The sequence below is a fragment of the Mycobacterium sp. NGS19 genome, assembly GCF_059813155.1.
Genome location: NZ_JCALEB010000003.1, coordinates 500,003 through 524,819, shown reverse-complemented (window position 1 = coordinate 524,819; position 24,817 = coordinate 500,003). Strand labels below are relative to the sequence as shown.

Here is a 24,817-nt window from a genome sequence, read left to right as displayed (position 1 = left end):
GCATCGGCGCATGAACAATGCACACACCAACCAGCCCATCCGAATCCGAATGATCGTCGCTGCCGGTGCAGTCACCGTCGGTGCGCTGCTGAGCGTTGCCAATCCCGCCATTGGGAACGCGACGTTCGACAAGAAGAGCTTCGACAACTGCGCCAGGGCTGCGGACGGGCGCTGGCTCAGGGGCGAGACCGACTCCCAGACCCACGACGACGAATACAAGTTCTGCTGCGCCAGGTCCGGCGGATATTGGAACGCCAAGAAATCCTCCTGCGACGCCGAGCCGCCCGCCCGCACGGCAGAGCCGCAAGTTCCGCAAGCGCCGCGGCCCACGGTAGCCAGCCCGGCGCCGTAACCGCTAACGCGCCGAAGCTACGGACGATCACCGAAATCGCTTGGCAGCCATCACCATTCGTAGTCTCGGCGCTGGCTCAACGCCTTTCGACGAGCTTGGCTATCCGTTCCAACGTCTCGCGCATGCCGTTCTCGGCCTGCTTCGGCATGCCGCTGGATCGCAGCAGCCACTTCTGCTTGTCCTGGGAGATGTCCCATGTCTCCCGCACCCGCGTGCCGCCGCCATTGGTGGGCTCGAGCTCGTAGCGCCAGATCCGGCCGCCCACGAGACCGCCCAGCATGGTTGTCTGCCAAGCGATTCGGCGGTCAGGTTCGAATTCGATGACGGTATTGGTGGTCCGGTACGGCAATCCCATCCGCATCGACATACCGAACTTGGAACCCTTCGACAGTGGTATCGATTCGTGTTCGGCATGCTGCACGGTGCCGGAGCCGTCGAAGCTGGCGTGCTTGCCGGCGTCGGCAAGTAACTCGAAGATCGCACTCGCCGGTGCGTCGATCACTCGTTCAACGCTCACTCTGTCGTTTTCCACGCTGGCCATGGACCCACGCTAGCCGATCTGAAGCGCCACGAGTCGCCATCTTCGACGGCCGCGGACCACCGTGTGCTCCACCCGCCCCGCGATCGCGCGGAGCCGCTCGCCGCGGCAATACGTCGCAGACACCTCCGCGATCTCGCCCTCGCTGTCCACGATGCGCAGCCGGACCCGGCGCAGCTGAGCCGCTGTCCGGCCGGCGCCTCGCGGCGCGCGGGCCAAAGCGATCACCGTATCGGCCACGCAATCGCCGAGCATCGGCTGCAGCTGCGCGAACGGGCGGCGTCCGTCGATCACTTCCAGCACACCGCGCAACGCCGCCTCGGCGAACACCGCCGCAGCCTGTGCCGACGGTTGCTCCGGCGCAGGCGGCACCGCAACCAGCCGGCGGCTCCGGCGAAGACCAGGCGTCGGTGGGCGGGGCTGGCCGATCGGCGGCTCATAGTCGACGACGGGAACGACGGTCAAATGGCGGTTCATGCGCGCAGCCTCCAGCGGTGACGATGTCGACCTGCCTGCTGGAGAGACGCAGACGTGTACTCACAAATGATCCCATGGCGAGCACGGCGTCCCAGCGCCGAATTTTCGTTCCGGCCCGACAATGCGGAACTCCCTCGTCGCCGGATACGGTGGGCGCAAGCTGCGGCTGAGTTCGGTGAGGGGAGGGTATGGCCCGCGTGGTGACCCGCTTGTCGGCGTCCGACGCGTCGTTCTACCACCAGGAGGACACGTCGACGCCGATGTACGTCGGGTCTCTGTCGATTCTGCGGCGGCCGAAGGGGGGCCTGTCGTACGAAACGCTGCTGCGCACCGTCGAGCAGCGGCTGCCGCAGATCCCGCGCTATCGCCAGAAGGTGCGCGAAGTGACGTTCGGCCTGGCCAGGCCGGTATGGGTCGACGATCCCGACTTTGACATCACCTACCACATCCGTCGCTCGGCGCTGCCCTCTCCGGGCAGCGACGAGCAACTGCACGAGCTCGTTGCCCGGCTGGCATCGCGGCCGCTGGACCGCTCACGGCCGCTGTGGGAGATGTATCTGGTCGAGGGCCTGGCGAAGAACCGGCTGGCGATCTACACCAAGTCCCACCAGGCCCTGGTGAACGGCATGACGGCCCTGGAGATCGGCCACGTGATCGCTGACCGCACCCAACGCCAGCCCGAGTTCGGCGAGGACATCTGGATTCCCGCCCACGAGCCGTCGAACTTCGAGCTGGTGATGGGGGCTGTCGGCGACTGGGTGACGCGACCCACCACCCAGCTGGAGTCGATGCGCACCGCGGCCACCGACATGGTCACCAACGCGGGCTACCTGGCCGACATGGGCCGTCAGCTCACCCATACCGTCCGCACCCTGTTGCGAGGGACCGCGCCGGACAGTCCGCTCAACACGCAGGTGTCGCGTAACCGCCGATTCACCGTGGCCACCGGTCGGTTGGACGACTATCGCAAGCTGCGGGCCCGCTACGACTGCGACGTCAACGACGTGGTGCTGGCCGTGGTGGCCGGCGCGTTGCGCAATTGGCTGTTGTCTCGGGGAGAGCCGGTGACGACGACGTCGACGGTGCGCGCGATGGCGCCGATGTCGGTGTACCCCGAAGCCGATCTGGAGACGAACGCCGGCCCGGGACAGGCGATCAGCGAAGTGTCGCCGTTCCTGGTGGATCTGCCCGTCGGCGAGGGCAATCCGGTGGTGCGTCTTTCGCAGATCGCGCACGCCACCGAAAGCCACCCGACGGCCTCGAGCCTGGTGGACGCGCGCACGATCGTGACGCTGTCCGGCTTCCCCCCACCGACGTTGCACGCGATGGGCATTCGCGTGGCCACCAGCTACTCGGCTCGGGTGTTCAATCTGCTGATGACGAATGTGCCCGGCCCTCAGTCGCAGATGTACGTCGCGGGCGCCAAGCTGCTGGAGACCTACGCGGTGCCGCCGCTGCTGCGCAACCAGGTGCTGGCGATCGGGGTGACGTCCTATTGCGGGATGCTCTATTTCGGCATCAACGCCGACCGTGACGCGATGAGCGACGTCGACATGCTGCCGACCCTGCTTCAAGAATCTCTCGACGAGCTGATCGAAGCCGCGCAGTAGGTCTGCGACGATACCATTCGGCGATGAGCGGCAACAAGGCGGATGACGCGTCGGCGTCGCCGGCGGCGAAGCCCAAGCGACGCAAGATCCCGCCGAAGGTCTATGAAGCTGAATTGTTCCGTCTCCAAACGGAATTCGTGAAGCTGCAGGAGTGGACCCGCCATTCCGGCGCGCGCATCGTGGTGGTGTTCGAAGGCCGTGACGCCGCTGGCAAAGGCGGCACGATCAAGCGGATTACCGAGCACCTCAGCCCTCGGGTGGTGCGCATTGCCGCATTGCCGGTGCCATCTGACCGAGAGCGTGGCCAGTGGTATTTCCAGCGCTACGTTGCGCAGTTGCCGGCGCGCGGGGAGATCGTGCTGTTCGACCGGTCATGGTACAACCGGGCCGGCGTCGAGAAGGTGATGAATTTCTGCACGCCGCAAGAGCATTCGTTGTTTCTCAAGCAGGCACCAATTTTCGAGGACATGCTCATCGACGACGGTGTGGTACTGCGCAAGTACTGGTTCTCGGTCTCGGACAAAGAGCAATTGCGCCGGTTCCGGTCGCGGCTGACCGACCCGGTGCGGCAGTGGAAGCTCAGCCCGATGGACCTGGAATCGATCTATCGGTGGGAGGACTACTCGCGTGCTCGCGACGAGATGATGGCCGTTACTGACACTCCCAAAAGCCCTTGGTACGTCGTCGAATCCGATTCGAAGAAGGCTGCGCGACTGAACATGATGGCCCATCTGCTGTCCACTTTGGAATACCACGAGACGCCGAGGCCGGCGGTGCAACTGCCGGCCAAGCCTGTTCACTCCGACAGCTACCAGCGTCCGCCGCGGCGCCACTACCACTACGTGCCCGACCACGTCGCCCGCTTGCTCGGCCAAGCGGAGCCGGCATCGTGACACGGGTCTACATCCCCGCCACGCTGGCGATGCTGCAACGGCTGGTGGCCGACGGCCAGCTCGACCCGGTGAATGGCACGGCATTTGCCGTGACACCTGCGCTTCGGGAGGCGTACGCCGAAGGTGACGACGACGAGCTCGCCGAGGTGGCGTTGCGCGATGCCGCGCTGGCGTCGCTGCGGCTGCTCACTACCGAGGACGACTCGTCCGGGCTGCCGCCTCGGCGCGCGGTGCTGGTCGCAGACGTGGATCACGCGCAGCCGCTTCCGCTGCTCGATGATGCCGTTGTGCGGCTCAGCGGCCCAGTGCGTTTTGACCAGGTGGTCTGCGCGCACGTCGACAACGCGGCGGCCGAGGAGGCGGTGGTCGCGGCGGTGGAAGCGATTGACGCTGCCGACCTCGGGGACGAGGATGCCGAGCTTCGGGTCGGCGACGCCCAGGACCACGATTTGGCCTGGTACGCGCCGCAGGAATTGGCATTCCTCCTCGACCTGCTCTGACCGGAGTTGTTACGCCACCGTAGGTTACGGTACCGTAGGTAGGACGGATTGACCGACGGGAGTGAGGCATGGGTTCGAAGATCTCGAAGCCCACCGCGGTCGTCGCCGATACTCAACGGCCGACCGTTTCAGGCGCCGCAGCCAAGCATCCGGTGTGGCGGACACTGCGCGCGGTAGCCAGCCGGATCACCACGCCGCTTTTGCCCGACGATTACCTGCAACTGGCCAACCCGCTGTGGTCCGCCCGGGAATTGCGCGGCCGTGTGCTCGACGTCCGTCGGGAAACCACCGACTCCGCGACCCTGGTGATCAAACCGGGGTGGGGTTTTGAATTCGACTACGAGCCGGGCCAATACATCGGCATCGGCCTGCTGGTCGACGGGCGCTGGCGGTGGCGTTCGTATTCGCTGACCTCGAGCCCGGTGACCTCACGCTCGGCGCGCACGATCACGATCACGGTCAAGGCGATGCCCGAGGGATTTCTGTCGACGCATCTGGTCGGTGGAGTCGCGCCGGGCACAATCGTGCGGCTGGCTGCCCCGCAGGGCAACTTCGTCATGCCTGATCCGGCGCCGGCGTCGGTGCTGTTTCTCACCGGGGGCTCGGGCATCACGCCGGTGATGTCGATGCTGCGCACGCTGGCGCGTCGAGAACAAATCACGGACATCGTGCACATCCATTCCGCGCCAACGAAATCTGATGTGATGTTCGGCGGCGAACTGGCCGAGTTGGCGCGCGAGCATCCTGGTTACCGGCTGAATCTGCGGTTCACCCGCACGCAGGGCCGCCTCGATCTGAACCGGCTGGCCGAAGAAGTGCAGGATTGGCGCGAGCGTGAAACCTGGGCGTGCGGCCCGCTGGGGATGCTCGAGGCGGCAGAACGGGTGTGGGCTGACGCCGGACTCACCGGCAAGCTCCACCTCGAGAGGTTCGCGGTGAGCAGGGCTGGCACGCATGGCGCCGGCGGCACCGTGACGTTCGCCCGCAGCGGCAAGTCGGCGACCGTCGACGCCGCCACCTCACTGATGGACGCCGGCGAAAACGTTGGCGTGCAGATGCCTTTCGGCTGCCGAATGGGTATCTGCCAGTCATGCGTGGTGGGCTTGGTCGACGGCCATGTGCGCGACTTGCGCACCGGTGTGGAACACGAACCGGGTACTCGCGTGCAGACCTGCATCTCGGCGGCGTCGGGAGATTGCGTGCTCGACGTCTGATGATTACCCACTGGTAACCTACGACGTCGTAGGTTACGCTAGCGTAGGTAGCGACCCGACGGCGGAAGGAGCATGCGTTGGCTATCTCGGACGTCCCCGCGTTCGCGCACCTCACGGACGCGGACATCGAAAGCCTCGCGGTCGAACTGGACGCGATACGCCAAGACATCGAGGACTCACGCGGCGAGCGCGACGCGCGCTATATCCGTCGCACCATCGCCGCGCAACGCACTCTCGAGGTGGCCGGCCGGGTGATGCTGGCGGCCAGCTCCAAGCGGTCGGCCTGGTGGGCCGGAGCAGCGACGCTGGGCCTGGCCAAGATAATCGAGAACATGGAGATCGGCCACAACGTCATGCACGGCCAGTGGGATTGGATGAACGATCCCGAGATCCACTCCTCGACGTGGGAGTGGGACATGGGCGGCGCCGCCAAGCACTGGCGCTTCACCCACAACTTCCAGCACCACAAGTACACCAACATCCTGGGCATGGACGACGACGTCGGCTACGGCATGCTGCGCGTCACGCGTGACCAGCGCTGGAAGAAGTACAACGCCTTCAACCTGCTGTGGAACACGATTCTTGCGCTCGGCTTCGAGTGGGGAGTTGCGTTGCAGCACTTGGAGATCGGCAAGCTGTTCAAGGGGCGGGCCAATCGCGAGGCCACCAAAGTGCGGCTGCGTGAGGTGTCGACCAAGGCCGGCAAGCAGGTGTTCAAGGACTACGTCGCGTTCCCGGCGTTGACGTCGGCCTCACCGGCCGCGACCTTCAAGTCCACGGCGACCGCGAATTTCATGGCCAACGTCATCCGCAATGTGTGGGCCAACGCGGTGATCTTCTGCGGCCATTTCCCCGACGGCGCAGAGAAGTTCACCAAGACCGACATGGAAGGCGAATCGAAGGGCCAGTGGTACCTGCGCCAGATGCTCGGTTCGGCCAACATCGATGCCGGGCCGGTGATGGCGTTCATGACCGGCAACCTGTCGTACCAGATCGAGCACCACCTGTACCCGGACCTGCCCAGCAATCGACTGGCCGAGATTTCTGTGCGGGTGCGCCAGGTGTGCGACAAGTACGACCTGCCCTACACCACCGGGTCGTTCTTGGCGCAGTACGGCAAGGCGTGGCGCACGATCGCCAAGCTGTCGCTGCCTGACAAATACCTCAGTGCCACCGCAGATGACGCACCGGAAACGCGCAGCGAAAAGATGTTCGCGGAGCTGGAGCCGGGATTCGCAGGCACCGATCCCAACACCGGCCGTCGACGCGGGCTCAAGACCGCGATCGCGACGGTTCGCGGCTGGCGCCAGAACCGCCGCGAAGCCCGCCGCGCCGCTGCCTGATCTCAGCGCCCGGGCGCCTCGGCGGCGTTCGGCGCGGTCGGGGTCGGCGACGCCGACGTCGACGAAGGTGTCGACGACGGTGTGGTCGGCGTCGTGGAGCTGCTGCTCGAGCCGGCCGGGTTCAGCACGGTGTCGATCATGTAGATGACGCCGTTGGTGGTCGTGATGCCGCCGCAGACCACTTTCGCCGTGTCGTCGACCTTCACGTCGCCGCCCTTGCCGGTGACGGTGACCTGGTTACCCTGCAACGTCGTCAACTTGCCGTGCACGTCCTCCGGATACAGCAGGCCGAGCACCACGTGGTAGCTGAGCAGATTGCTCAGCGCGGCCGGATCGGCCTTCAGCGCATTCAGCTGCTCCGGCGGCAGCTGCGCGAACGCGTCGTCGACCGGCGCGAACAGGATGTGCTGCCCGGAGTTCAGCGCCGAGACCAGGTTGACGTTCGGATTCAGCTGCCCGGTCAGCGCGGCGTTCAGCGTCGTCAGCATCGGGTTGTTGGCCACGGCGTCGGTGATCGACCCGCTCGCCATGCCCGCGAACGACCCCTTACCCGACGGGACCTGCTTCTTGTAGTTGTCGCAGCCGGAACCCTGAGGGTCGGGCGGCTGCAAGGTCGGGCTCGTCGGGCTGCTGCTCGGCGTCGGCTCCGACGGGGGGTCGCCGTGCGCCGTCACCGACAGTCCCAACGACAACGCGATCGCGGTGCCGGCCGCGACGAGGCCAGCCACCTTACCGGCGTGCTTACCGGCGTGAGTCATAACTTCGGGTCCTCTCGGTCTTCGTTCAGCGGCCATCTGCTTGCCCCCAACCGCGGTCGGCGAAGAATCGCCTGTGCCGCTACGCCGCTGAAACACTCGGTGGAATGGTAAGGGCGCCCCTCAGGTCCGCCCAAACGGCCCTGGTGAGGCTACGTTTCGGTGAGCACCCGCAACAGCCGTCGCGCCGCGCTGACGCGCCGCGCCGCCGGGCCGCTCAGCGCGTCCAGCGCGCATTCCGGGTCGGCCGGCGGACCCAGGTGCCCGCATCCGCGCGGGCAGTCCTCGACGGCGTCGGCCAGGTCGGAAAATGCCATCAGCACGTCGTCGGGTTCGATGTGCGCGAGCCCGAACGACCGGATTCCCGGTGTGTCGATCACCCACCCGGAGTCCGGCAGCGGCAGGGCGACGGACTGCGTGGACGTGTGCCGGCCCTTGCCCACGCCGGTCACCTCGCCGATCGCCCGATCGGCCTGCGGCACAAGGCGGTTCACCAACGTCGATTTGCCTACGCCCGAATGGCCAAGCAGCACAGTGACTTCGCCGGTCAGCAGCGGGGCCACCGCGTCGAGCGGATCGTCGCGCCCGGCGGTGGTCACCGTCAGGTCGAGGTCGGCGAACTGCTCGGCGAAGGGTTCGGCCGGGGCCAGATCGCTTTTGGTCAGGCACAGGATCGGCCGAAGACCGCCCGCGTACGCCGCGATCAGCGCCCGGTCCACCAGCCCGGTGCGCGGCGGTGGGTCGGCCAGGGCAACCACGATCAGCAGCTGGTCGGCGTTGGCCACCACCACCCGCTCGGTGGGGTCGGTGTCGTCGGCGGTACGTCGCAGCACGGTTCGCCGCGGGCCGCGGCGCACGATGCGCGCCAGCGTGTCGGGGCGGCCCGACAAATCGCCGACCAGGTCCACGTCGTCGCCGACGACGATCGGAGTGCGGCCGAGTTCACGGGCCCGCATGGCGGTGACCCGCTGCGCGGGGTCGCGATCCAGCACGCACCCCCAGCGGCCACGGTCCACGGTCACCACCATCGCCGGACGCGCGTCGGCGTGTTCGGGGCGCGTCTTGGTCCGCGGCCGCGAGCCTCGGCCCGAGCGCACTTTGACGTCGGATTCGTCGAAGTCGCCCGGTCTCACCGGGCGGGATCCTGGCCCGCCAGCATGTCCGCCCACAGCTGCGGGAATTCCGGCAGCGTCTTGGCGGTGGTCTCCACGTCGTCGACGGCGACCCCGGGCACTGCCAGGCCCACGATGGCGCCGGCCATCGCCATCCGGTGATCGGCGTACGAATGCCAGGTACCCCCGTGCAGCGGCGTCGCGGTGATCACCAGGCCGTCGTCGGTCTCCTCGCAGTCGCCGCCGAGCTTGTTGATCTCGGTGGCAAGTGCGGCCAGCCGGTCGGTTTCATGACCGCGCAGATGAGCGATGCCGGTCAACCGCGACACCGAGCCGGGCTGCGCAAGGGCGGCCAGCGCGGCGACCGCGGGGGTCAGCTCGCCCACGTCGCCCAGGTCTGCGTCGATTCCTTCGTAGCTACTGGGCCCCTGCACGTCGAGATGCGAATCAGCTTGCAGCACAGTGCATTTCAGCTTGCGCAGCAGGCTGAGGATGTGGTCGGCGGGTTGGACGCTGACCAGCGGCCAGCCCGCGATGCGCACGGCGCCGCCCGTCACCACCGCCGCAGCCAGGAACGGCACCGCGTTGCTCAAGTCGGGCTCGACACGCCAGGTCCGCGCTGTGACCGGGCCGGGTGCCACGTGCCAGCGCCGCGGCGCCGAGTCGTCGACGTCTACGCCGGCCTCGCGCAGCATCGCCACCGTCATCGCGATGTGCGGGGTGGATGGGAGGGTAGCTCCGGTGTGCACGACGGTCAGCCCGTCGTCGAAGGCCGCTCCCGACAGCAGCAGTCCGGACACGAACTGTGACGACGCTGACGCGTCGATCTCGACCTTGCCCCCGCGCACCGCACCCGTGCCCCGCACCACGAAGGGCAGCCCGGTGCCGTCGACGGACACCCCCAGCGTGCGCAGCGCGTCGAGCAGCGGGGCGATCGGCCGGCTGCGGGCCTGTTCGTCGCCGTCGAACGTGACCGCCGTGGCACCGAGGGCGGCCAGTGGCGGAACGAACCGCAGCACGGTTCCGGCCAGCCCGCAATCCACGGTCGCGCCCTCACCCGGTTCGACCCGGCCCGACACGGTGACGTCGCTGCCGTGAACGTCGACGCCGAAGCCCAGCGTGCGCAGCGCGCCGATCATCAGGTCGGTGTCGCGGCTGCGCAGCGCACCGGTCACCGACACCGACTCGTCGTCGCTGGCGCCCAGTGCCGCGAGCACCAGCGCACGGTTGGTCTGCGACTTGGAGCCGGGAACGGCGACGGTGGCGTGCACAGGGGCGGGCGCGGTGGGGGCCTGCCAGATGCTCACGCCTCAATTCTGGCGTGTCGGCAACCGGTGCCACGATGGAGGCATGTGCGGGCGTTTTGCGGTGACCACCGATCCGAAGCTGCTGGCGGAGAAGATCCACGCGATCGACGAGGCCACGTCGGCTGCGAAAGCCGGCTCAGGACCCAACTACAACGTCGCGCCGACGAACACGATCGCGACCGTGGTGAGCAGACACAGCGATCCCGAAGACGATCCGACGCGACGGCTGCGGCTGATGCGGTGGGGACTGGTGCCGCCGTGGGCCAAGGCCGGCCCCGACGGGGCGCCCGAGGGCAAGGGGCCGCTGTTGATCAACGCCCGCGCCGACAAGGTCACCACGTCGCCGGCGTTTCGGTCGTCGGCGAAGAGCAAACGCTGCCTGGTGCCGATGACGGGGTGGTACGAGTGGAAGGCCAATTCGGACGCGCCGTCGGGCAAGAAGCCGCGCAAGACCCCGTATTTCATGACGCCCGGCGACGACCAGTTGATCTGCATGGCCGGGCTGTGGTCGGTCTGGAAGCCGGCCAAGGACGCTGAGCCGCTGCTGAGTTGCACGGTCATCACCACGGATGCGGTCGGCCCGCTCGCGCAGGTCCACGACAGGATGCCGCTGATGATCGACGAGCGCGACTGGGACCGATGGCTGGACCCGGACAGTCCGCTCGACCCCGAGCTGCTCACGGTGCGCGCCGACCTGTCGCACCTGGAGATCCGCGAAGTGTCGACGTTGGTCAACAACGTGCGCAACAACGGCCCCGAGCTCATCGAGCCCGCCGAGCCGGAGGCCAAGCAGCCGACCCTGCTCTAGGAACCGGCATTCACGTTCGCCGCCGTATCCGGCAATAACACCGCACCGGTGCCCGAACCGTCGTTAACATCGACGGGCAAGGCTGTGGCCAGCGCAACGGACGGGGACGGCATGCTCAGCGCGGTGCGGAAGATCCTGAGCTTTCAGATGACCGTCGCTGAGTGGATTGGGACTGCGGCCCTGCTGGGCGTCCCGTACCTGCTCGTCGGCGCTCTGTGGTTGGTCACCCACACTGATCAGCTCAACCAGACCCACGGTTCGCACCGTGTGGTGGTGATTGCCGGGTCCGCGCTGTCGTGGCCCGTTCTCGTGCTGTTCAACGTCTGCCTGACGTGATGCGAGTGGAGGCGACCGAAAGGAGACGCATGCGCGAGTTCTCGCCCGATGACTGCCGGATCCGGATTCGCAGACGCACCGCCCGTTGGGATGACGGTGCGGTTACCGCAGCCGAGGCCATGGATTTCTGGGGGTTCGCGGCCGGCGCAGCCAACGTGATCATGCAGCTGTCGTGGCCCGAAGTCGGTTACGGAGTCGTCGAGAGCAAGGTCGACTCCGGCAACATCCTCAAGCATCCGTGGAAGCGGGCACGCACCACGCTCCAGTATCTGGCCGTCGCGGTCCTGGGCACGCCGGCGGACCGTGCGGCGTTCCGCAAGGCCGTGGACGGCTCGCACCGGCAGGTCAAGTCCGGCCCGGACAGTCCGGTGCGGTACAACGCCTTCGACCGCGACCTCCAAATGTGGGTTGCCGCTTGCCTTTTCGTCGGTTTGGAAGATGTCTACCAATTGTTGCGCGGCGAGATGACGCCGGCGCAGGCCGAACAGTTCTACCGATCCGCGTGGACGCTGGGAACCACGCTGCAAGTCACCGAGGACCAGTGGCCACCCACCCGCGCGGAGTTCGATGCGTACTGGGTCGACGCGTGCCGTCGGGTGCAGATCGACGAAACGGTCCGTCAGTACCTGTTGGACCTGATCAATCTGCGGATGATCAATCCCGTTCTGCGGCTGCCTTTCCGGCCGCTGCTGAAATTTCTGACCACCGGCTTTCTGGCGCCGGTGTTCCGCGACGCCATGGGTCTGCGGTGGAGCAACGTCAAGCAGGGTCTGTTCGAATGGCTTTTCCTGACGGTCGCTTTCGTCAACCGGTTCATTCCGGTGTTCATCCGCCAAGGCGGCAGCTACGTATTGCTGGCTGACGTCAGACTGCGGGTCCGCGACAATCGGGCGCTGGTATGAGGGCACTGCGCCGGCTGCTGAGCAGACGGGTCAGCGTCGAAGCGATGATCGAAGTGGCCTTCTGGCTTGCGGTTCCCTACATCGTTGTCGGACTGGTGTGGGCGTTCTTCGACGCCGAGCAGGTGCAGCTGCTCGAGGGCGATCTGCGCACTCGGATGCCGGCGGGATCGGAGATGGTGTCGTTCGTGACCACGGCGGCGCTGTGGCCGTGGCTGCTTGTGGGCGCGCATATCTCCGTGGTGTAAGGCCGGATCAGGCCTCGTAACCCGGCGGGTTGGGCGAGTCCACCCAGAAGTCGACGCCCAGGGTTGCGCCGGGCACGCAGTCGTACACCGACAGGTCGGTGACGCCGGATTCGACGAGCACGTCCTCGCACAGCAGGGTCTTGCCGGTGTACTCGCGGGCGGGTTTGTTGAGGACGGCATACGCCGCGTCGGCATAGACCTCCGGTTTGCGCGACCGGGCCATCGCCTCGTCGCCGCCGAGCAGATTCTGCACCGCCGCGGTGGCGACCATCGTGCGCGGCCACAGCGTGTTGGAGGCGATGCCCTCATCGCGCATCTCTTCGGCAATTCCCAACGCGCACAGGGTCATTCCGAATTTGGCCATCATGTAGGGGGTCGGCTTGAGCCACTTGGGTTCGAGGCGGATCGGGGGAGACAGCGTCAGGATGTGCGGGTTCTCCCGGCCTCTCATGTGCGGGATGCAGGCCTGCGACACCGCATAGGTGCCTCGCACCTGAATGCCGTTCATCAGGTCGAAGCGCTTCAGCGGCACCTCGGTGATCGAACCGAGGTTGATCGCCGAGGCGTTGTTGACGCACATGTCGATGCCGCCGAACTGCTGCACCGCCTTGGCCACCGCGGCGACCACCATGTCGCCGTCGCGGATGTCGCCGACGATCGGCAGAGCTTGACCGCCGGCCTCCTCGATCTCCTTGGCCGCGGTATAGACGGTGCCGGGCAGCTTGGGGTGGGGTTCGGCCGTCTTCGCGACGAGTGCGATGTTGGCGCCGTCCGCGGCGGCCCGCTTGGCGATCGCCAGGCCGATGCCGCGGCTGGCACCAGAGATGAACATGGTCTTGCCGGAAAGGGACATCTGTCGACCTTAACCGGGCGCTTCTGGGCTGGATGGCGTGCTCGTGGGACGGGTAAGGCGTCTGTGCCGTCGGACAACCAGCCCGCGATGACGGGAGGCTCAGTGGGTGAAAGTCGTCAGATCGATCCAGCCGCCAAAGGGGTTGCGCCGCTTGCTATTTCGTATAACCATCCAGCTGTACCACGCCAGGCTCGGCTGGTTGTTCAGCCAGCGGTTGCTGCTGCGGCCGCACGACGATCCCGGTGACCGCCGAGGGGCTGTCGGCTGAGCAGGGCGTCGAGATCTTAACCCGCTACGCCACCCGACATCGTGTGCTGGCGATGCACCTGCTGCCTCGGTTGATGGGATTCGAAGTCGACGGCTCCGAGGAGGACTTCCGCGCGGTAGGGCGGCGGATCCCATTTGTGCGGTTCATACCGCGGTAACAGCTGCACCGGGAACAACGCAGGTCCTGACTGGTGTTGATGGGTGCAGTCAAGGGTCGAGCGGCTTGCGGTTCTAGGATTGAAGAAGGGGTTGTCTGGTGTTGACGGCGTGCCTGGAGCGCCCAGTGTGGGTGGGCGGCGTCGATGACACCCCAACGAAAGGGATCGACATGACCGACGTCGATGGTGCGGGCGCCGCACCGTCGGACGAGGCCGGACCGCCGGAGACGCCGACTGATAGTGGGCGAACCGAGACCGATGCTGAGCTGACCGCACGCTTCGAACGCGATGCGATCCCGCTGCTCGACCAGCTCTACGGCGGCGCGTTGCGAATGACGCGCAATCCCGCGGACGCCGAAGACCTGCTGCAAGAGACCATGGTCAAGGCTTACGCCGGCTTCCGCTCCTTCAAGGAAGGCACCAACCTCAAAGCGTGGCTGTACCGGATTCTGACCAACACCTACATCAACAGCTATCGCAAAAAGCAACGCCAACCGGCTGAATATCCCACTGAGGAAATCACCGACTGGCAATTGGCGGCCAACGCCGAGCATTCGTCCACCGGGCTGCGGTCGGCCGAGGTCGAGGCGCTGGAGACGCTGCCGGACAACGAGATCAAGGAGGCGCTGCAGGCACTGCCGGAGGATTTCCGGATGGCGGTGTACTACGCCGACGTCGAAGGCTTCCCGTATAAGGAGATCGCCGAGATCATGGATACTCCGATCGGGACGGTGATGTCGCGGCTGCATCGCGGCCGGCGGCAACTGCGCAGCTTGCTCGCCGATGTGGCGAGAGATCGCGGATTCGTGCGGGGACACGAGGAGGTGTCATCGTGAGTGGCGATGAGCGCTCGCGCGAAGAGCGGAGCAGCACCGATGAGCGCTCGCGCGAAGAGCAAAGCAGCACCGATGAGCGCTCGCGCGAAGAGCAGAACGTATTCAAGCCGCCGATAGGCCCGATTGACCCGGAGCATCCCGATTGCGCGGCCGTGATGGCCGAGGTGTGGACACTACTTGACGGCGAGTGCACACCTGAAACCCGCGACAAGCTGCGCCACCACCTCGAGGAGTGCCCCGGCTGCCTGCGTCAGTACGGCGTCGAAGAGCGCATTAAGCGGCTGATCGCAGCCAAGTGCAGCGGGGAAAAGGCGCCGGATCGGCTGCGTCAGCGCCTGATGATGGAAATCAGCCGCACCACGATCATCAAGTACTGACCGCGGGTCTGCTGTTACTTCTTGGCGCCGGCGTTGGGCCGTTTGCCGTGGTTTGCCTTGTTGTGCTTGCGGTCACGCTTCTTGCGGCCACGCTTGGCCATCGTCTTCTCCTTCGGTCACTTCATGTCTACTGGCCGTCCATCCTCTCATGCGGCTCGAGTGCTCGGCTCTTCGCGCAAGCGCTCATCGCGTGTGCTGGCTCTTCGCGCAAGCGCTCATCGCGTGTGCTGGCTCTTCGCGCAAGCGCTCATCGCGTGTGCTGGCTCTTCGCGCAAGCGCTCATCGCTGTGGTTCGATTAAGGCGAAGATTCATGTCGCCGCCGCGCGGCTCCGGCGATCGATGTCGCCGCCCGGGCGGCTCCGGCCTGCGGTGCAGAGAACGGGGTAGTGAATGGCCGAAGACGTTCGCGCGGAAATCGTGGCCAGCGTGCTGGAGGTCATGGTCAAAGAAGGCGATCAAGTCGGTGAGGGCGACACCCTGGTGCTGCTGGAGTCGATGAAGATGGAGATCCCCGTGCACGCCGAGACGGCGGGGAGGATCACGCAGGTCAAGGTGGCTGTGGGTGACGTCATCCGCGCCGGCGATTTGATAGCCGTCATCGATTAGCTAGGAGCCATGTCCACCCTCGGTGAACTGCTCGCCGAGCACACCGTCCTGCCAGGCGAGGCGGTCGATTACCTGCACGCGGTCGTGGGGGAGTGGCAGCTGCTGGCCGACCTCTCCTTCGCCGATTACCTGATGTGGGTGCGCCGCGACGACGGTGCGCTGGTGTGCGTGGCGCAGTGCCGGCCCAACACAGCGCCCACAGTGCTGCTGACCGACGCGGTCGGAACCATCGCTCGCAGTGAGGACTTACCACAGGTTGCGGCCGCGTTCGCATCCGGCACGATCGGCGACGACGGCACCGGTATGGAAGCGGTGCCGGTCCGTCACAGCGATGACGTGGTGGCGGTGCTGACGCAGCAGACGGCGGTGGCTACGCGACGCAAGTCCAGTCCGCTGGAAGTCGCCTACTTGGACTGCGCCAACGACCTGCTGCAGATGCTGGCCGAGGGGACGTTTCCCAATGTCGGTGATCTGCCGGTGTCGCGGTCCAGCCCGCGAGTGGGCGACGGGTTCATCCGCCTGGACGTCAACGGTGACGTGGTGTTCGCCAGCCCCAACGCGATTTCGGCGTACCACCGCATGGGGCTGGCTTCCGAGCTGGAGGGCCACAACCTCGTGCGCGTGACCCGGCCGCTGATCTCGGATCCGTTCGAGGCGCAGGAGCTGGCCGATCATGTGCTCGACTCGCTGGCCGGCGGTTCCAGCATGCGGCTCGAGGTCGACGCTGGTGGCGCGGCCGTGCTGCTGCGCACGCTGCCGCTGGTGGTGCGGGGCGAGTCCGTCGGCGCTGCGGTTCTGATCCGCGACGTCACCGAGATCAAGCGGCGCGATCGCGCCCTGTTGTCCAAGGACGCAACGATCCGCGAAATCCATCACCGGGTGAAGAACAACTTGCAGACGGTCGCGGCGCTGCTGCGGCTGCAGGCGCGCCGGACCACGAATCCGGAGGGCCGCGAGGCGCTGATCGAGTCGGTGCGGCGGGTCTCGTCGATTGCCTTGGTGCACGACGCGCTGTCGATGTCGGTGGACGAGGAAGTGAACCTCGACGAGGTGGTCGACCGGATCTTGCCGATCATGGGTGATCTCGCCGGTGTCGACTCTCGCGTCCGGGTCGAGCGCGCGGGGACGCTGGGTGTGCTCGATTCAGACCGTGCGACGGCGCTGATCATGGTGATCACCGAGTTGGTACAGAACGCGATCGAGCACGCCTACGACCCGTCAGGGTCCGACGGCAGCGTGACCATTCGCGCCGAGCGCTCGTCGCGGTGGCTCGACGTGGTGGTGCACGACGATGGCCGCGGGCTGCCGCCCGGTTTCAGTCTGGAGAACTCGGATCGGTTGGGCCTGCAGATCGTGCGGACGCTCGTGGCGACGGAGCTGGACGGCTCGCTCGGCATGCACGACGCCCCGGGCGGAGGGACGGATGTGGTGTTGAGGGTGCCGATCGGCCGCCGGAGCGGGCGGAGCCCGCAGTAAGGCTGGAGCGGGCAATAGGAGTAATAGCTCGTAAAGGCTGAATCCGATAAACGCTTGTTAGCTCAGCAAAGTAGGGCGCGGAATTTTCCGCGCCCTACTAAATACGTGCTGAGAACGTCAGACCGAACTGCGTGCTCGGGTCCGGGCGTTGCGGCGCTTCAGCGCACGCCGCTCGTCTTCACTCATGCCACCCCAAACGCCGGCGTCCTGGCCGGAGTCCAGTGCCCACGTCAGGCACTCGGTGGTTACCGGGCAGCGGTTGCACACCAGCTTCGCTTCTGCGATCTGGGCGAGTGCGGGACCGCTGTTGCCGACGGGGAAGAACAGTTCCGGATCCTCGTCCCGACAGACCGCCTTGTGGCGCCAATCCATGTAAATCTCCTTGCAGCGTGCGTGCAACGACGCACGGTTGTCTTCGGCTCTTAATGCGTGCGCACGAATTGTTTCCGCACTGTTGCAACCGATCGTTTCACAGGCTCAACAGATGTCAACACTCTGCGGTAACTCGTGGGCAATCTCACTATCAGAATCCGTTCCCGGATTCCCTATCCGTTTGTACTACACTTTCGGCCCTGCTTCGAGTGTGTAATCAGGTCGGAGCTGGTCAGCCTGATTCCTGGGGCGGCGCGACCACCGATAGGGCATCGGGAACAGCGGTGAATGTCATTGCGTCGCGGGGTCCCACGTAGTCGCCATCGATCTGGGTCGCCACCGGTGTGGTCGAAGTCACGCGCACCCAGGCGACGTCGTCGTCACGGACCAGGTGCTTCGCGTGAATCCGGGGGCGTTTGGACAGCATCTGGCGCACGAGCCGCAAATTCGAGAACACGTTCATGCCTGTGGTGGCGAACACGCCGATGCCGGTCTCGTAGGTGGTGGTCGTGTTGGTCCACACCGGCCGGTTGTTGGCGTAGGTCCACGGCCTGGCGTTGGAGACGAACACGAAGTGCACACCGTCGATCGGCTCCCGGCCAGGCAGCTGCAGGCTGAGCACCGGTTCTCGGCGGGCGCTGCGCAGCGCCAGCGGCACAGTGGTGCGGATGTAGCGCCACGCCGTCACCTTGCGGCCCTTGTCCCGCTGCGCCTCGACCGCCGCCACCACCTCCCCGTCGAGGCCCATGCCCGCGGTGAACACGCCCCAGCGTTCGCCGCAATCCATCAGGCCGATCCGCCGCCAGCTGCGGTCGTCGCGGTGCACGCCGAGCAGGTCGACGAGCTGGTTCGTGGCCTTTACCGGGTCCGGGCTGATGCCGAGCGAACGGGCGAACACATTGGCCGATCCACCCGGCACCACCCCGACCGCTGGCGCGTGGGCGGTCCGCCGGTCGGCCGGCGGCCCGAGGATGCCGTTGACCACCTCGTTGACCGTTCCGTCGCCACCGTGGACGATCACCACGTCCACCCCGTCGTCGGCGGCGGCCCGGGCGATCTCGATCGCGTGTCCGCGGTGATCGGTGTGCTCAACGGTCAGCTGCGTGCGGCTTTCCAGCGCGTGGGCCAGCAGGTCGCGCGCCGCCGGCGTGGTTGACGTCGCGTTCGGGTTGACGATCAGCACCGCGCGCACGAGCCATGAGCCTAAGGGTGTTTACGCTGAGGTCCGTGACCGGTGCTGTTCCTCCTGTCGTTCGCGGGACCGGCGTGCTCGTGCTGCTCGAAGGATTCACCGGATTGCTCTATGCGCTTGCGATCGCGATCGCCGGACTTCGGGGTGCCGACGCTCGAGTGGCGTACGGCACCGCCGGGCTGCTACTGATCGTCGCCGCCGCGGTGTCGGCGGCGGGGTGGGCGCTGTGGCGGGGACGACGCTGGGGCCGCGGCCTGGCGGTGTTCGCCCAGCTGTTGTTGCTGCCGGTGGCGTATTACATGCTGGCCGGTTCGCAACGGCCCGAGCTCGGTGCGCCACTGGGCCTGGTGGCGCTGATGACGCTGGCTTTGCTGTTCAGTCCGTCGGCGCTGAAATGGGCGGCAGCTCAGTCTGATTCGGCTAGCTCAGACAACCCGGGGCCGGACAGCCGGTAGGTGATCCACTCGGTCAAAGGTCGTGCGCCGACGGCCTCGTATAGGCCGATCGCATCGACGTTCCAGTCCAGCACTGCCCACGTCAGCCTGGTGTACCCGGCGGCGACGCATTCGCGTGCCAACTCGCGCAGCAGTGCGCGGGCCAGCCCGCGGCGACGAAACACGGGCCGAACGTAGAGATCCTCCAGATAGATGCCCGCGGTGCCGTCCCAGGTGGAGAAATTGAGGAACCACAGCGCCGCGGCCGCAATCTCGCCGTCTACTTCTGCCACATGTCCGCGCACGGTCGGCTCAGCCCCGAAAAGTGCTGTGCGCAACTGTGTTTCGGTCACCGAACACTGGTCGGCGGCCCGCTCGAACTCCGCCAGCTCGTGGATCATCGCGGTCAGCTCTGCCTCGTCGCCGGGTCGGGCGCGGCGGATCGCAGCCGTCACGGCGTCACCCCCAGCGCCGAAAGGATCGTTCTGAATTTCGTTGTGGTCTCGTCGATTTCGTCGTCGACCTGCGAATCGGCGACGATCCCGCCGCCCGAGTAGGCGCGCGCGCTGCGCCGGTCCGCCGACAGCACCGCGCAGCGGATCGACACCACCCAGCGACCGTCGCCGCGGCTGTCGCACCAGCCGGTTGCGCCGGCGTAGAAGCCGCGGTCGCCTTCCAGTTCGGCGATCATGTCCGCGGCGATATCGGCGGGCACTCCGCCGACTGCCGGTGTGGGGTGTAGGGCCAGCGCTAAATCCAGTGCAGTAGTGCACGAGTCGCGCAGCCGCGCGGTGATGGTCGTGCTCAGGTGCCACAGCGCCGCGGTGCGGCTGAGCTGAGGTGTGGGCGCGACCTGTAAGTCGACGCACAACGGGTCCAGCGCTTTGCGCATCGCGTCGACCACCAGCTCATGCTCTACGCGGTTCTTGGCCGAGGCGGCAAGCGCGACGCCGTTGGCGCGGTCGACGTCCGGGTCCGGGGAGCGTGGCGCGGAGCCCGCGAACGGCTGACAGATCACCAGGTCCCCGCGGCGGTCCACCAGAAGCTCGGGGCTCGCGCCCACCAGTGCGCGTCCGTCGTAGTCGGCGCCGGCCGCCGACAGGTCGACGAAGTAGGTGTAGGCGTGCGGATCGGCTTGGGTCAGCCGGTGAAGAATGCCCAAAACCTCCAACGGCGTCTCGGACACCAGCTCTAGCGCCCGCGCCAGCACCACTTTGCGCAGCCCGCCACTGGGGTCGCGCAACACCGCGAGCGCGCGCCGGATCCGCTCGCCGTGCTCGTCGGCCGTGGGAACGCTGGCCACGATCCGGGGCGCCGGTTCCGTGCGCGGCGGCCCGAACGGCAGCCGGTCGCCGAATGCGTAGGATTGTGGAGCCGTCAACGCCGCGGGCATGCGGACGTCAAATGGCAACGCGCCCAAAACAATTGGGGTCTGCCCGGATCGCAGGCCGGCCTGCGCGGCGGAGATGTCAGAGTATGCGGCGGCGGCACCGTGGGCCACCAGGGTGCCGCCGGGGCCACTCAACACGAACGATGGGGTCATCGGTAAAGCGGGCGCGGGTAACCGGTGACGCCGAGTCGGCTGATTTGGCGGACGTTGTGTTCGAACCCGCACACCGCGATCGTTGCCGCCACCATGGAGAACCGGATGCCTTCGTAGAGCGGTTGTTCGATCCAGCGGGTCAAGACCGCACGGGAGAAGTGACCGTGGCCGACGAACAGCACGTCACGCGATTCCATGTGCTGCAGGGCCAGCGCGATCGCCTGGTCGGCACGGTCGCGAACCTGGGCGACGGTTTCGCCGCCGGGGCAGCCATGCGTCCACACCAACCAGTCCGGTACGGCTTTGCGGATCTCCTCGGTGGTGGTGCCTTCGTAGTCGCCGTAGTCCCATTCGCTGATCAGCGGTGTCACGTCGTCCACGCGCAGCCCTGCGAGCTCGGCGGTGACGATCGCGCGCTTGCGCGGGCTGCACACCACGAACGGGTTGTCCAGACCTAGCTGGGTTAGCGTCTCGCCGGCGGATTTCGCCTGTGTGCGGCCCGTCTCCGTGAGGTCCAATTCGGTGCGGCTGGTGTGTTTTCCGCTCCGCGACCACTCCGTTTCACCATGCCGAAGTAGCAGCAGCCGGTGCTGGTGCAGACCCACCCTGCCGATTCTGCCGCACTAACCCACACCGACCCGACTGCGTGCTTGGATGGCAGCGTGACGCGAGTATTGGCAGTGGCCAACCAGAAAGGCGGGGTCGCCAAGACCACGACGGTCGCGTCGTTGGGGGCGGCGATGGTGGAGCAGGGCCAGCGGGTGCTGCTGGTCGACCTGGACCCGCAGGGATGTCTGACCTTCTCTCTCGGCCATGATCCGGACAAGCTGCCGGTGTCGGTGCATGAAGTCCTGCTCGGTGAGGTCGAGCCGTCGGCGGCGCTGGTGGACACCGAGGAGGGCATGACACTGCTGCCGGCCAACATCGACCTTGCCGGTGCCGAGGCGATGCTGCTGATGCGCGCCGGCCGCGAGTACGCACTCAAACGCGCGCTGGCCAAGGTCAAAGACGAATTCGACGTGGTCATCGTCGACTGCCCGCCGTCGCTGGGGGTGCTGACGCTGAACGGGCTGACCGCCGCCGACGAGGTGATCGTGCCGCTGCAGTGCGAAACCTTGGCGCACCGCGGCGTCGGCCAGTTCTTGCGCACGGTCGCCGACGTGCAGCAGATCACCAATGCAGACCTCAAGCTGCTGGGCGCGCTCCCGACGCTGTACGACTCGCGCACCACTCACAGCCGCGACGTGCTCCTCGACGTTGCCGACCGCTACGACCTGCCGGTGCTGGCCCCGCCCATCCCGCGTACTGTGCGGTTCGCGGAGGCCAGCGCTTCGGGCTGCTCGGTGCTGGCCGGGCGTAAGAACAAGGGCTCTGCGGCCTACCGCGATCTGGCGGCCTCGTTGCTCAAGCATTGGAAGTCGGGCAAGCCGCTGGCGAGCTTCACGCCGGAGGTCAACTAGGCCTCGCCGAGCGCGACCACCGTGGCGCCACGCTGTTCGACCACGGTGGTGCCGACGACACCGAGCATGATCGGACCCGCGACGATGCCGCGGTCGACGGGAATCAGCCGCTCGAATGCTCCGGTTTTGGGTTCGTACACCCCGATGCCGCCGGTGACCGGGATCAGCAGCCGATCGGCCATCATCTTGCCCGGCCCCAACGGCGCTGCGCTGCCCGAGGCGATGGTGTAGCGAAGGGCCAGACTCGAGCCGTCCAGCACTGCGACGCTGTCGCCGAGCCACACCGTGACCAAATCGCCGGCGTGCGACACGGCGATCTGCGGCCCGGGTCGGCGGGGCAGCAGCGTATTGCCGGTCTCCTGACCGGTCTCGTCGTACACCACGACGCGTGGCTGCGGCGTCGGCAGGTACACCGCCGTCCGCAGGTCCGACACCGCCAGGACCTTCGCGCCAGCGTCCGGCTTGAGCCCGGGCTGCTGCACGTACTTCTCGTCGGGCTCGACGTCCTCCTTGGAAACTTTGAGCAGCGTCAGCCGCACATCCGGAAAGCTGCTGCAGGTTTCCAGGACTGCCGCGGCCGACGTACTCGCCGCCGTCGACAAGAACTGGCACGGCGGCTTCGGCGGCACAGGTGGATTGACCGGTGCGTCGATGTCGCCGTAGGCGAGCGTGCGAACCATGTCCGAGCGCCACATCTCCAAGCGGGTGCGTCCGGCGGACAGCACGGTGGTGCCGTCGGTGGACAGCCTGACCTGCTTGTCGGCGTACGACGTACGGGTGGGTCCGCGCTCGCCTGTGCGCGCCTGGACAGTGCTGATCTGACCGCAGCCGCGGCTGTCGGGATAGGCGGCAACTGCCAGGTCGTAGACCCATGTGGCCGCGCAGATGTCGCGGTCTCGGGCGAAGCTCCACCGCTGCGAGCCGGTCTTCGGGTCCCGACCCACCAGCTCGTGACCTTCCCCGGTCACCACAGTGCTGGTCACGATCACCGGCTCGGTGGTCACCGGACTCGGCGCGCTCCACAGCTGACGCAGATTCGCCGGAACGGCACGGGCCTGGTTGATCGGCGGCGCCGGTGCGGCGGCCGGTCGGCTGATCGTCGCGCGGGCGTCGCTGTGCCACCAGATCAGCGCCCCCGCCACCGCGACGACCAGCACGATGGCTGCGGCCGCCAGGATGTCGCCTTTAGTGCGGCGCTCGGGTTTGACCAACGGGGTGGATCAGCCGGCAGATGGCGACGCGCCGCTGGCGGTTGCGCCTGAGGACACGGCTTGCCGCGGACGACGCCGCCGCCGACGCCGCCGACCGGCGGAACCGGACTCAGCGGTCTGCTGGTCGGCCTCTGCCGTGTCGGCTTGGGCTTCGACGTGGCCGGTGACCGGTTCACCCGCGCGGGTGCGTCGCCGCGAGCGGCTTCGGCGGGCAGGCTGCTCGTCGCCGTTGCGCCGCGGCGATGAGCCATTCGATCGTCCGCCCGAAGCTGCGGCTTTCTTCGCGGGACCCACGCGGCCACCGGCGTCGGTGGGGATGTCCAGTTCGGAGTACAGATGCGGCGAGTTGGAGTAAGTCTCCGGCGGATCGGGACAGCCCAGGTCGAGGGCCTTGTCGATCAGCGACCAGCGGGCCAGCTCGTCCCAGTCCACCAGCGTGACCGCGACGCCGGCTTTACCGGCCCGGCCGGTGCGGCCGATGCGGTGCACGTATGCCTGCTCGTCTTCAGGGCACTGGTAGTTGATGACGTGGGTGACGTCGTCGATGTCGATGCCGCGCGCGGCCACGTCGGTGGCCACCAGCACGTCGATGTCGCCACCGCGAAACGCCTTCAACGCCTTCTCGCGGGCGATCTGGCCGAGGTCGCCGTGCACCGCGCCCACCTTGAAGCCGCGCTCGGCGAGCTCGTCGGCCACCTTCTGCGCGGTGCGCTTGGTACGGGTGAAGATCATCGTCGCGCCGCGACCGCGGGCCTGCAGGATGCGGCTGACCAGCTCGAGCTTGTCCAGCGCGTGCGCACGGTAGACGAACTGCTCGGTGGTGGCGTGCACGGCGGAGGAGTGCGGCGCCTCGGCGCGGATGTGGGTGGGCCGGTTCATGAACGTGCGGGCCAGGGTGATGATCGGGTCCGGCATGGTCGCCGAGAAGAGCATCGCCTGCCGGTTGTCGGGAATCTGCCGCAAGATGCGCTCGATGTCGGGCAAGAAGCCCAGGTCCAGCATCTCGTCAGCCTCGTCGAGGACCAGCACCGAGAGCCCGCCCAGCTGAAGATGGCCCTGTTGTGCCAGGTCCAGGAGGCGGCCGGGAGTACCGACGACGACGTCGGCCCCCTTCTGCAGCGCCTCGATCTGCGGTTCGTACGGGCGGCCGCCGTAGATGGACACCACCGACAGTGGCCTACCGTTCTCGGCCGTCAGGTATTTGGCGGCGCTGGACAGGTCGCCGAAGACCTGCAGGCACAACTCGCGGGTGGGCACCACGACCAGCGCGCGGGGCGCTCCGGCAAGCGGGCGTTCGTCGTCGGTGGTGATTCGGTGCAACAGCGGTACACCGAAGGCGAACGTCTTGCCCATGCCGGTGCGCGCCTGGCCGATCAGATCCTCGCCGGCCAGCGCCAGCGGCAGCGTCAGTTCTTGGATGGCAAAAGGGTGTTCGATTCCGTTCTCGGCCAGTGCGCGCACGATTTCGTCGCGAACGCCGAGCTTGGCAAATGTGGGGTTGAGGGCGGTCATGTGGCCTTTCGTGTCATTCGTTCTCCGCGCCAGCGGGGCCGGCAATCGTTGTCGCCACGCGCGCACGAGTTCGAATGTTCACGTCTGGCCGGCACCAAATCGGTGCCGACTCCGATGGCCCTGCGCT

The 24,817-nt window shown here is 67.0% G+C and carries 31 protein-coding genes; 17 read left to right on the top strand and 14 right to left on the bottom strand.

Annotation, left to right across the window (positions count from 1 at the left end; translation table 11 throughout):
* The first annotated feature begins 10 nt into the window (after nucleotides 1-10).
* A complete protein-coding gene (locus AC5Y4N_RS12415) occupies nucleotides 11-352 on the top strand; it encodes a hypothetical protein (protein ID WP_499907753.1) in 342 nt (113 codons plus the stop codon).
* 76 nt (nucleotides 353-428) lie between these two features.
* On the opposite strand, the gene AC5Y4N_RS12410 is transcribed toward AC5Y4N_RS12415, so the two are convergent.
* Nucleotides 429-893, bottom strand: coding sequence for an SRPBCC family protein (locus AC5Y4N_RS12410; RefSeq protein ID WP_499907754.1), 465 nt, complete (start codon nucleotides 891-893; stop codon nucleotides 429-431).
* A gap of 9 nt (nucleotides 894-902) precedes the next feature.
* Nucleotides 903-1,367, bottom strand: coding sequence for an Rv3235 family protein (locus AC5Y4N_RS12405; RefSeq protein ID WP_499907755.1), 465 nt, complete (start codon nucleotides 1,365-1,367; stop codon nucleotides 903-905).
* Between the two features lie 197 nt (nucleotides 1,368-1,564).
* Between AC5Y4N_RS12405 and AC5Y4N_RS12400 the strand changes: the two genes are divergently transcribed.
* The 5 genes from AC5Y4N_RS12400 (at nucleotide 1,565) to AC5Y4N_RS12380 (ending at nucleotide 6,927) form a co-directional block, all read left to right on the top strand.
* A complete protein-coding gene (locus tag AC5Y4N_RS12400; protein WP_499908062.1) occupies nucleotides 1,565-2,977 on the top strand; it encodes a WS/DGAT/MGAT family O-acyltransferase in 1,413 nt (470 codons plus the stop codon).
* Nucleotides 2,978-3,000: 23 nt separating this feature from the next.
* Nucleotides 3,001-3,870: a polyphosphate kinase 2 gene (gene ppk2 / locus AC5Y4N_RS12395; RefSeq protein ID WP_499907756.1), complete on the top strand. Its 870-nt coding sequence runs from the start codon at nucleotides 3,001-3,003 to the stop codon at nucleotides 3,868-3,870.
* Nucleotides 3,867-4,370 carry a DUF6912 family protein gene (locus AC5Y4N_RS12390; RefSeq protein WP_499907757.1) on the top strand — a complete coding sequence of 168 codons (504 nt, stop codon included), beginning with the start codon at nucleotides 3,867-3,869 and terminating at the stop codon, nucleotides 4,368-4,370. Before ppk2 ends, AC5Y4N_RS12390 begins: the two co-directional genes overlap by 4 nt.
* Before the next feature lie 68 nt (nucleotides 4,371-4,438).
* Nucleotides 4,439-5,584, top strand: a complete 1,146-nt coding sequence (locus tag AC5Y4N_RS12385; RefSeq protein WP_499907758.1) for a ferredoxin reductase — start codon at nucleotides 4,439-4,441, stop codon at nucleotides 5,582-5,584.
* A 77-nt stretch (nucleotides 5,585-5,661) separates the two neighbouring features.
* Nucleotides 5,662-6,927: a fatty acid desaturase family protein gene (locus tag AC5Y4N_RS12380; RefSeq protein WP_499907759.1), complete on the top strand. Its 1,266-nt coding sequence runs from the start codon at nucleotides 5,662-5,664 to the stop codon at nucleotides 6,925-6,927.
* Between the two features lie 2 nt (nucleotides 6,928-6,929).
* On the opposite strand, the gene AC5Y4N_RS12375 is transcribed toward AC5Y4N_RS12380, so the two are convergent.
* The 3 genes from AC5Y4N_RS12375 to aroA form a co-directional block, all read right to left on the bottom strand.
* Complete coding sequence (locus AC5Y4N_RS12375; protein WP_499907760.1) at nucleotides 6,930-7,685, bottom strand: fasciclin domain-containing protein; 756 nt, start codon at nucleotides 7,683-7,685, stop codon at nucleotides 6,930-6,932.
* Nucleotides 7,686-7,834: 149 nt separating this feature from the next.
* Nucleotides 7,835-8,815 (bottom strand): ribosome small subunit-dependent GTPase A, encoded by a 981-nt coding sequence (gene rsgA, locus AC5Y4N_RS12370; RefSeq protein WP_499907761.1) that lies wholly within the window; start codon nucleotides 8,813-8,815, stop codon nucleotides 7,835-7,837.
* Nucleotides 8,812-10,101 (bottom strand): 3-phosphoshikimate 1-carboxyvinyltransferase, encoded by a 1,290-nt coding sequence (gene aroA / locus AC5Y4N_RS12365; RefSeq protein ID WP_499907762.1) that lies wholly within the window; start codon nucleotides 10,099-10,101, stop codon nucleotides 8,812-8,814. The genes rsgA and aroA overlap by 4 nt, the downstream gene beginning before the upstream one ends.
* Before the next feature lie 43 nt (nucleotides 10,102-10,144).
* Here aroA and AC5Y4N_RS12360 point away from each other — a divergent pair, with 43 nt between their 5' ends.
* The 4 genes from AC5Y4N_RS12360 to AC5Y4N_RS12345 all read left to right on the top strand — a co-directional run bounded on the left by AC5Y4N_RS12360 (nucleotide 10,145) and on the right by AC5Y4N_RS12345 (nucleotide 12,392).
* Entirely contained in the window at nucleotides 10,145-10,909 is a 765-nt protein-coding gene (locus tag AC5Y4N_RS12360) for an SOS response-associated peptidase (protein ID WP_499907763.1), read from the top strand.
* 84 nt (nucleotides 10,910-10,993) lie between these two features.
* Nucleotides 10,994-11,245 carry a hypothetical protein gene (locus AC5Y4N_RS12355; RefSeq protein WP_499907764.1) on the top strand — a complete coding sequence of 84 codons (252 nt, stop codon included), beginning with the start codon at nucleotides 10,994-10,996 and terminating at the stop codon, nucleotides 11,243-11,245.
* A 29-nt stretch (nucleotides 11,246-11,274) separates the two neighbouring features.
* Nucleotides 11,275-12,147 carry an oxygenase MpaB family protein gene (locus AC5Y4N_RS12350; RefSeq protein ID WP_499907765.1) on the top strand — a complete coding sequence of 291 codons (873 nt, stop codon included), beginning with the start codon at nucleotides 11,275-11,277 and terminating at the stop codon, nucleotides 12,145-12,147.
* Nucleotides 12,144-12,392, top strand: a complete 249-nt coding sequence (locus AC5Y4N_RS12345; protein ID WP_499907766.1) for a hypothetical protein — start codon at nucleotides 12,144-12,146, stop codon at nucleotides 12,390-12,392. Before AC5Y4N_RS12350 ends, AC5Y4N_RS12345 begins: the two co-directional genes overlap by 4 nt.
* Nucleotides 12,393-12,399: 7 nt before the next feature.
* Here AC5Y4N_RS12345 and AC5Y4N_RS12340 read toward each other — a convergent pair whose 3' ends face one another.
* Complete coding sequence (locus AC5Y4N_RS12340; protein ID WP_499907767.1) at nucleotides 12,400-13,245, bottom strand: SDR family oxidoreductase; 846 nt, start codon at nucleotides 13,243-13,245, stop codon at nucleotides 12,400-12,402.
* 242 nt (nucleotides 13,246-13,487) lie between these two features.
* Here AC5Y4N_RS12340 and AC5Y4N_RS12335 point away from each other — a divergent pair, with 242 nt between their 5' ends.
* From AC5Y4N_RS12335 to rsrA, 3 genes are all read left to right on the top strand, one after another.
* A complete protein-coding gene (locus tag AC5Y4N_RS12335; RefSeq protein WP_499907768.1) occupies nucleotides 13,488-13,670 on the top strand; it encodes a hypothetical protein in 183 nt (60 codons plus the stop codon).
* 170 nt (nucleotides 13,671-13,840) lie between these two features.
* A complete protein-coding gene (locus AC5Y4N_RS12330) occupies nucleotides 13,841-14,506 on the top strand; it encodes a sigma-70 family RNA polymerase sigma factor (protein ID WP_499907769.1) in 666 nt (221 codons plus the stop codon).
* 113 nt (nucleotides 14,507-14,619) lie between these two features.
* Nucleotides 14,620-14,883: a mycothiol system anti-sigma-R factor gene (rsrA, locus tag AC5Y4N_RS12325; protein WP_499908063.1), complete on the top strand. Its 264-nt coding sequence runs from the start codon at nucleotides 14,620-14,622 to the stop codon at nucleotides 14,881-14,883.
* A gap of 14 nt (nucleotides 14,884-14,897) precedes the next feature.
* Here the strand turns inward: rsrA and AC5Y4N_RS12320 are convergent, their stop codons facing one another.
* Complete coding sequence (locus AC5Y4N_RS12320) at nucleotides 14,898-14,984, bottom strand: 50S ribosomal protein bL37 (protein ID WP_499908064.1); 87 nt, start codon at nucleotides 14,982-14,984, stop codon at nucleotides 14,898-14,900.
* A 290-nt stretch (nucleotides 14,985-15,274) separates the two neighbouring features.
* On the opposite strand from AC5Y4N_RS12320, the gene AC5Y4N_RS12315 reads away from it, so the two are divergent.
* Together AC5Y4N_RS12315 and AC5Y4N_RS12310 are read left to right on the top strand one after the other, a co-directional pair.
* Nucleotides 15,275-15,490, top strand: a complete 216-nt coding sequence (locus tag AC5Y4N_RS12315) for a biotin/lipoyl-binding carrier protein (protein WP_499907770.1) — start codon at nucleotides 15,275-15,277, stop codon at nucleotides 15,488-15,490.
* Nucleotides 15,491-15,499: 9 nt separating this feature from the next.
* A complete protein-coding gene (locus tag AC5Y4N_RS12310) occupies nucleotides 15,500-16,966 on the top strand; it encodes a sensor histidine kinase (RefSeq protein ID WP_499907771.1) in 1,467 nt (488 codons plus the stop codon).
* A gap of 117 nt (nucleotides 16,967-17,083) precedes the next feature.
* On the opposite strand, the gene AC5Y4N_RS12305 is transcribed toward AC5Y4N_RS12310, so the two are convergent.
* A complete protein-coding gene (locus AC5Y4N_RS12305; protein ID WP_499907772.1) occupies nucleotides 17,084-17,338 on the bottom strand; it encodes a WhiB family transcriptional regulator in 255 nt (84 codons plus the stop codon).
* Nucleotides 17,339-17,570: 232 nt separating this feature from the next.
* Entirely contained in the window at nucleotides 17,571-18,530 is a 960-nt protein-coding gene (locus tag AC5Y4N_RS12300) for a diacylglycerol/lipid kinase family protein (protein ID WP_499907773.1), read from the bottom strand.
* Between the two features lie 5 nt (nucleotides 18,531-18,535).
* On the opposite strand from AC5Y4N_RS12300, the gene AC5Y4N_RS12295 reads away from it, so the two are divergent.
* Nucleotides 18,536-18,985, top strand: a complete 450-nt coding sequence (locus tag AC5Y4N_RS12295; protein WP_499907774.1) for a hypothetical protein — start codon at nucleotides 18,536-18,538, stop codon at nucleotides 18,983-18,985.
* On the opposite strand, the gene AC5Y4N_RS12290 is transcribed toward AC5Y4N_RS12295, so the two are convergent.
* Genes AC5Y4N_RS12290 through AC5Y4N_RS12280 form a run of 3 tightly spaced genes read right to left on the bottom strand, consistent with a single transcriptional unit; the run spans nucleotide 18,937 to nucleotide 21,112 of the window.
* Nucleotides 18,937-19,419, bottom strand: coding sequence for a GNAT family N-acetyltransferase (locus AC5Y4N_RS12290; RefSeq protein WP_499907775.1), 483 nt, complete (start codon nucleotides 19,417-19,419; stop codon nucleotides 18,937-18,939). The genes AC5Y4N_RS12295 and AC5Y4N_RS12290 overlap by 49 nt on opposite strands.
* Nucleotides 19,416-20,507 carry an isochorismate synthase gene (locus AC5Y4N_RS12285; protein ID WP_499907776.1) on the bottom strand — a complete coding sequence of 364 codons (1,092 nt, stop codon included), beginning with the start codon at nucleotides 20,505-20,507 and terminating at the stop codon, nucleotides 19,416-19,418. The genes AC5Y4N_RS12290 and AC5Y4N_RS12285 overlap by 4 nt, the downstream gene beginning before the upstream one ends.
* A complete protein-coding gene (locus AC5Y4N_RS12280; protein WP_499907777.1) occupies nucleotides 20,504-21,112 on the bottom strand; it encodes an acid phosphatase in 609 nt (202 codons plus the stop codon). The genes AC5Y4N_RS12285 and AC5Y4N_RS12280 overlap by 4 nt, the downstream gene beginning before the upstream one ends.
* Before the next feature lie 57 nt (nucleotides 21,113-21,169).
* Here AC5Y4N_RS12280 and AC5Y4N_RS12275 point away from each other — a divergent pair, with 57 nt between their 5' ends.
* Nucleotides 21,170-21,967, top strand: coding sequence for a ParA family protein (locus tag AC5Y4N_RS12275; protein WP_499907778.1), 798 nt, complete (start codon nucleotides 21,170-21,172; stop codon nucleotides 21,965-21,967).
* On the opposite strand, the gene AC5Y4N_RS12270 is transcribed toward AC5Y4N_RS12275, so the two are convergent.
* Together AC5Y4N_RS12270 and AC5Y4N_RS12265 are read right to left on the bottom strand one after the other, a co-directional pair.
* Nucleotides 21,964-23,178, bottom strand: a complete 1,215-nt coding sequence (locus tag AC5Y4N_RS12270) for an Rv3212 family protein (RefSeq protein WP_499907779.1) — start codon at nucleotides 23,176-23,178, stop codon at nucleotides 21,964-21,966. The two genes, AC5Y4N_RS12275 and AC5Y4N_RS12270, sit on opposite strands and share 4 nt — an antisense overlap.
* A gap of 9 nt (nucleotides 23,179-23,187) precedes the next feature.
* Complete coding sequence (locus tag AC5Y4N_RS12265) at nucleotides 23,188-24,690, bottom strand: DEAD/DEAH box helicase (RefSeq protein WP_499907780.1); 1,503 nt, start codon at nucleotides 24,688-24,690, stop codon at nucleotides 23,188-23,190.
* Nucleotides 24,691-24,817 lie beyond the last annotated feature (127 nt).

Coding starts and splice junctions, on each gene's coding strand:
- AC5Y4N_RS12415 (WP_499907753.1), top strand. CDS start 11: ATGAACAATGCACACACCAACCAGCCCATCCGAATCCGAATGATCGTC.
- AC5Y4N_RS12410 (WP_499907754.1), bottom strand. CDS start 893: ATGGCCAGCGTGGAAAACGACAGAGTGAGCGTTGAACGAGTGATCGAC.
- AC5Y4N_RS12405 (WP_499907755.1), bottom strand. CDS start 1,367: ATGAACCGCCATTTGACCGTCGTTCCCGTCGTCGACTATGAGCCGCCG.
- ppk2 (WP_499907756.1), top strand. CDS start 3,001: ATGAGCGGCAACAAGGCGGATGACGCGTCGGCGTCGCCGGCGGCGAAG.
- AC5Y4N_RS12385 (WP_499907758.1), top strand. CDS start 4,439: ATGGGTTCGAAGATCTCGAAGCCCACCGCGGTCGTCGCCGATACTCAA.
- AC5Y4N_RS12375 (WP_499907760.1), bottom strand. CDS start 7,685: ATGACTCACGCCGGTAAGCACGCCGGTAAGGTGGCTGGCCTCGTCGCG.
- AC5Y4N_RS12360 (WP_499907763.1), top strand. CDS start 10,145: ATGTGCGGGCGTTTTGCGGTGACCACCGATCCGAAGCTGCTGGCGGAG.
- AC5Y4N_RS12350 (WP_499907765.1), top strand. CDS start 11,275: ATGCGCGAGTTCTCGCCCGATGACTGCCGGATCCGGATTCGCAGACGC.
- AC5Y4N_RS12345 (WP_499907766.1), top strand. CDS start 12,144: ATGAGGGCACTGCGCCGGCTGCTGAGCAGACGGGTCAGCGTCGAAGCG.
- AC5Y4N_RS12340 (WP_499907767.1), bottom strand. CDS start 13,245: ATGTCCCTTTCCGGCAAGACCATGTTCATCTCTGGTGCCAGCCGCGGC.
- AC5Y4N_RS12330 (WP_499907769.1), top strand. CDS start 13,841: ATGACCGACGTCGATGGTGCGGGCGCCGCACCGTCGGACGAGGCCGGA.
- AC5Y4N_RS12320 (WP_499908064.1), bottom strand. CDS start 14,984: ATGGCCAAGCGTGGCCGCAAGAAGCGTGACCGCAAGCACAACAAGGCA.
- AC5Y4N_RS12315 (WP_499907770.1), top strand. CDS start 15,275: ATGGCCGAAGACGTTCGCGCGGAAATCGTGGCCAGCGTGCTGGAGGTC.
- AC5Y4N_RS12310 (WP_499907771.1), top strand. CDS start 15,500: ATGTCCACCCTCGGTGAACTGCTCGCCGAGCACACCGTCCTGCCAGGC.
- AC5Y4N_RS12305 (WP_499907772.1), bottom strand. CDS start 17,338: ATGGATTGGCGCCACAAGGCGGTCTGTCGGGACGAGGATCCGGAACTG.
- AC5Y4N_RS12295 (WP_499907774.1), top strand. CDS start 18,536: ATGAGCCTAAGGGTGTTTACGCTGAGGTCCGTGACCGGTGCTGTTCCT.
- AC5Y4N_RS12285 (WP_499907776.1), bottom strand. CDS start 20,507: ATGACCCCATCGTTCGTGTTGAGTGGCCCCGGCGGCACCCTGGTGGCC.
- AC5Y4N_RS12265 (WP_499907780.1), bottom strand. CDS start 24,690: ATGACCGCCCTCAACCCCACATTTGCCAAGCTCGGCGTTCGCGACGAA.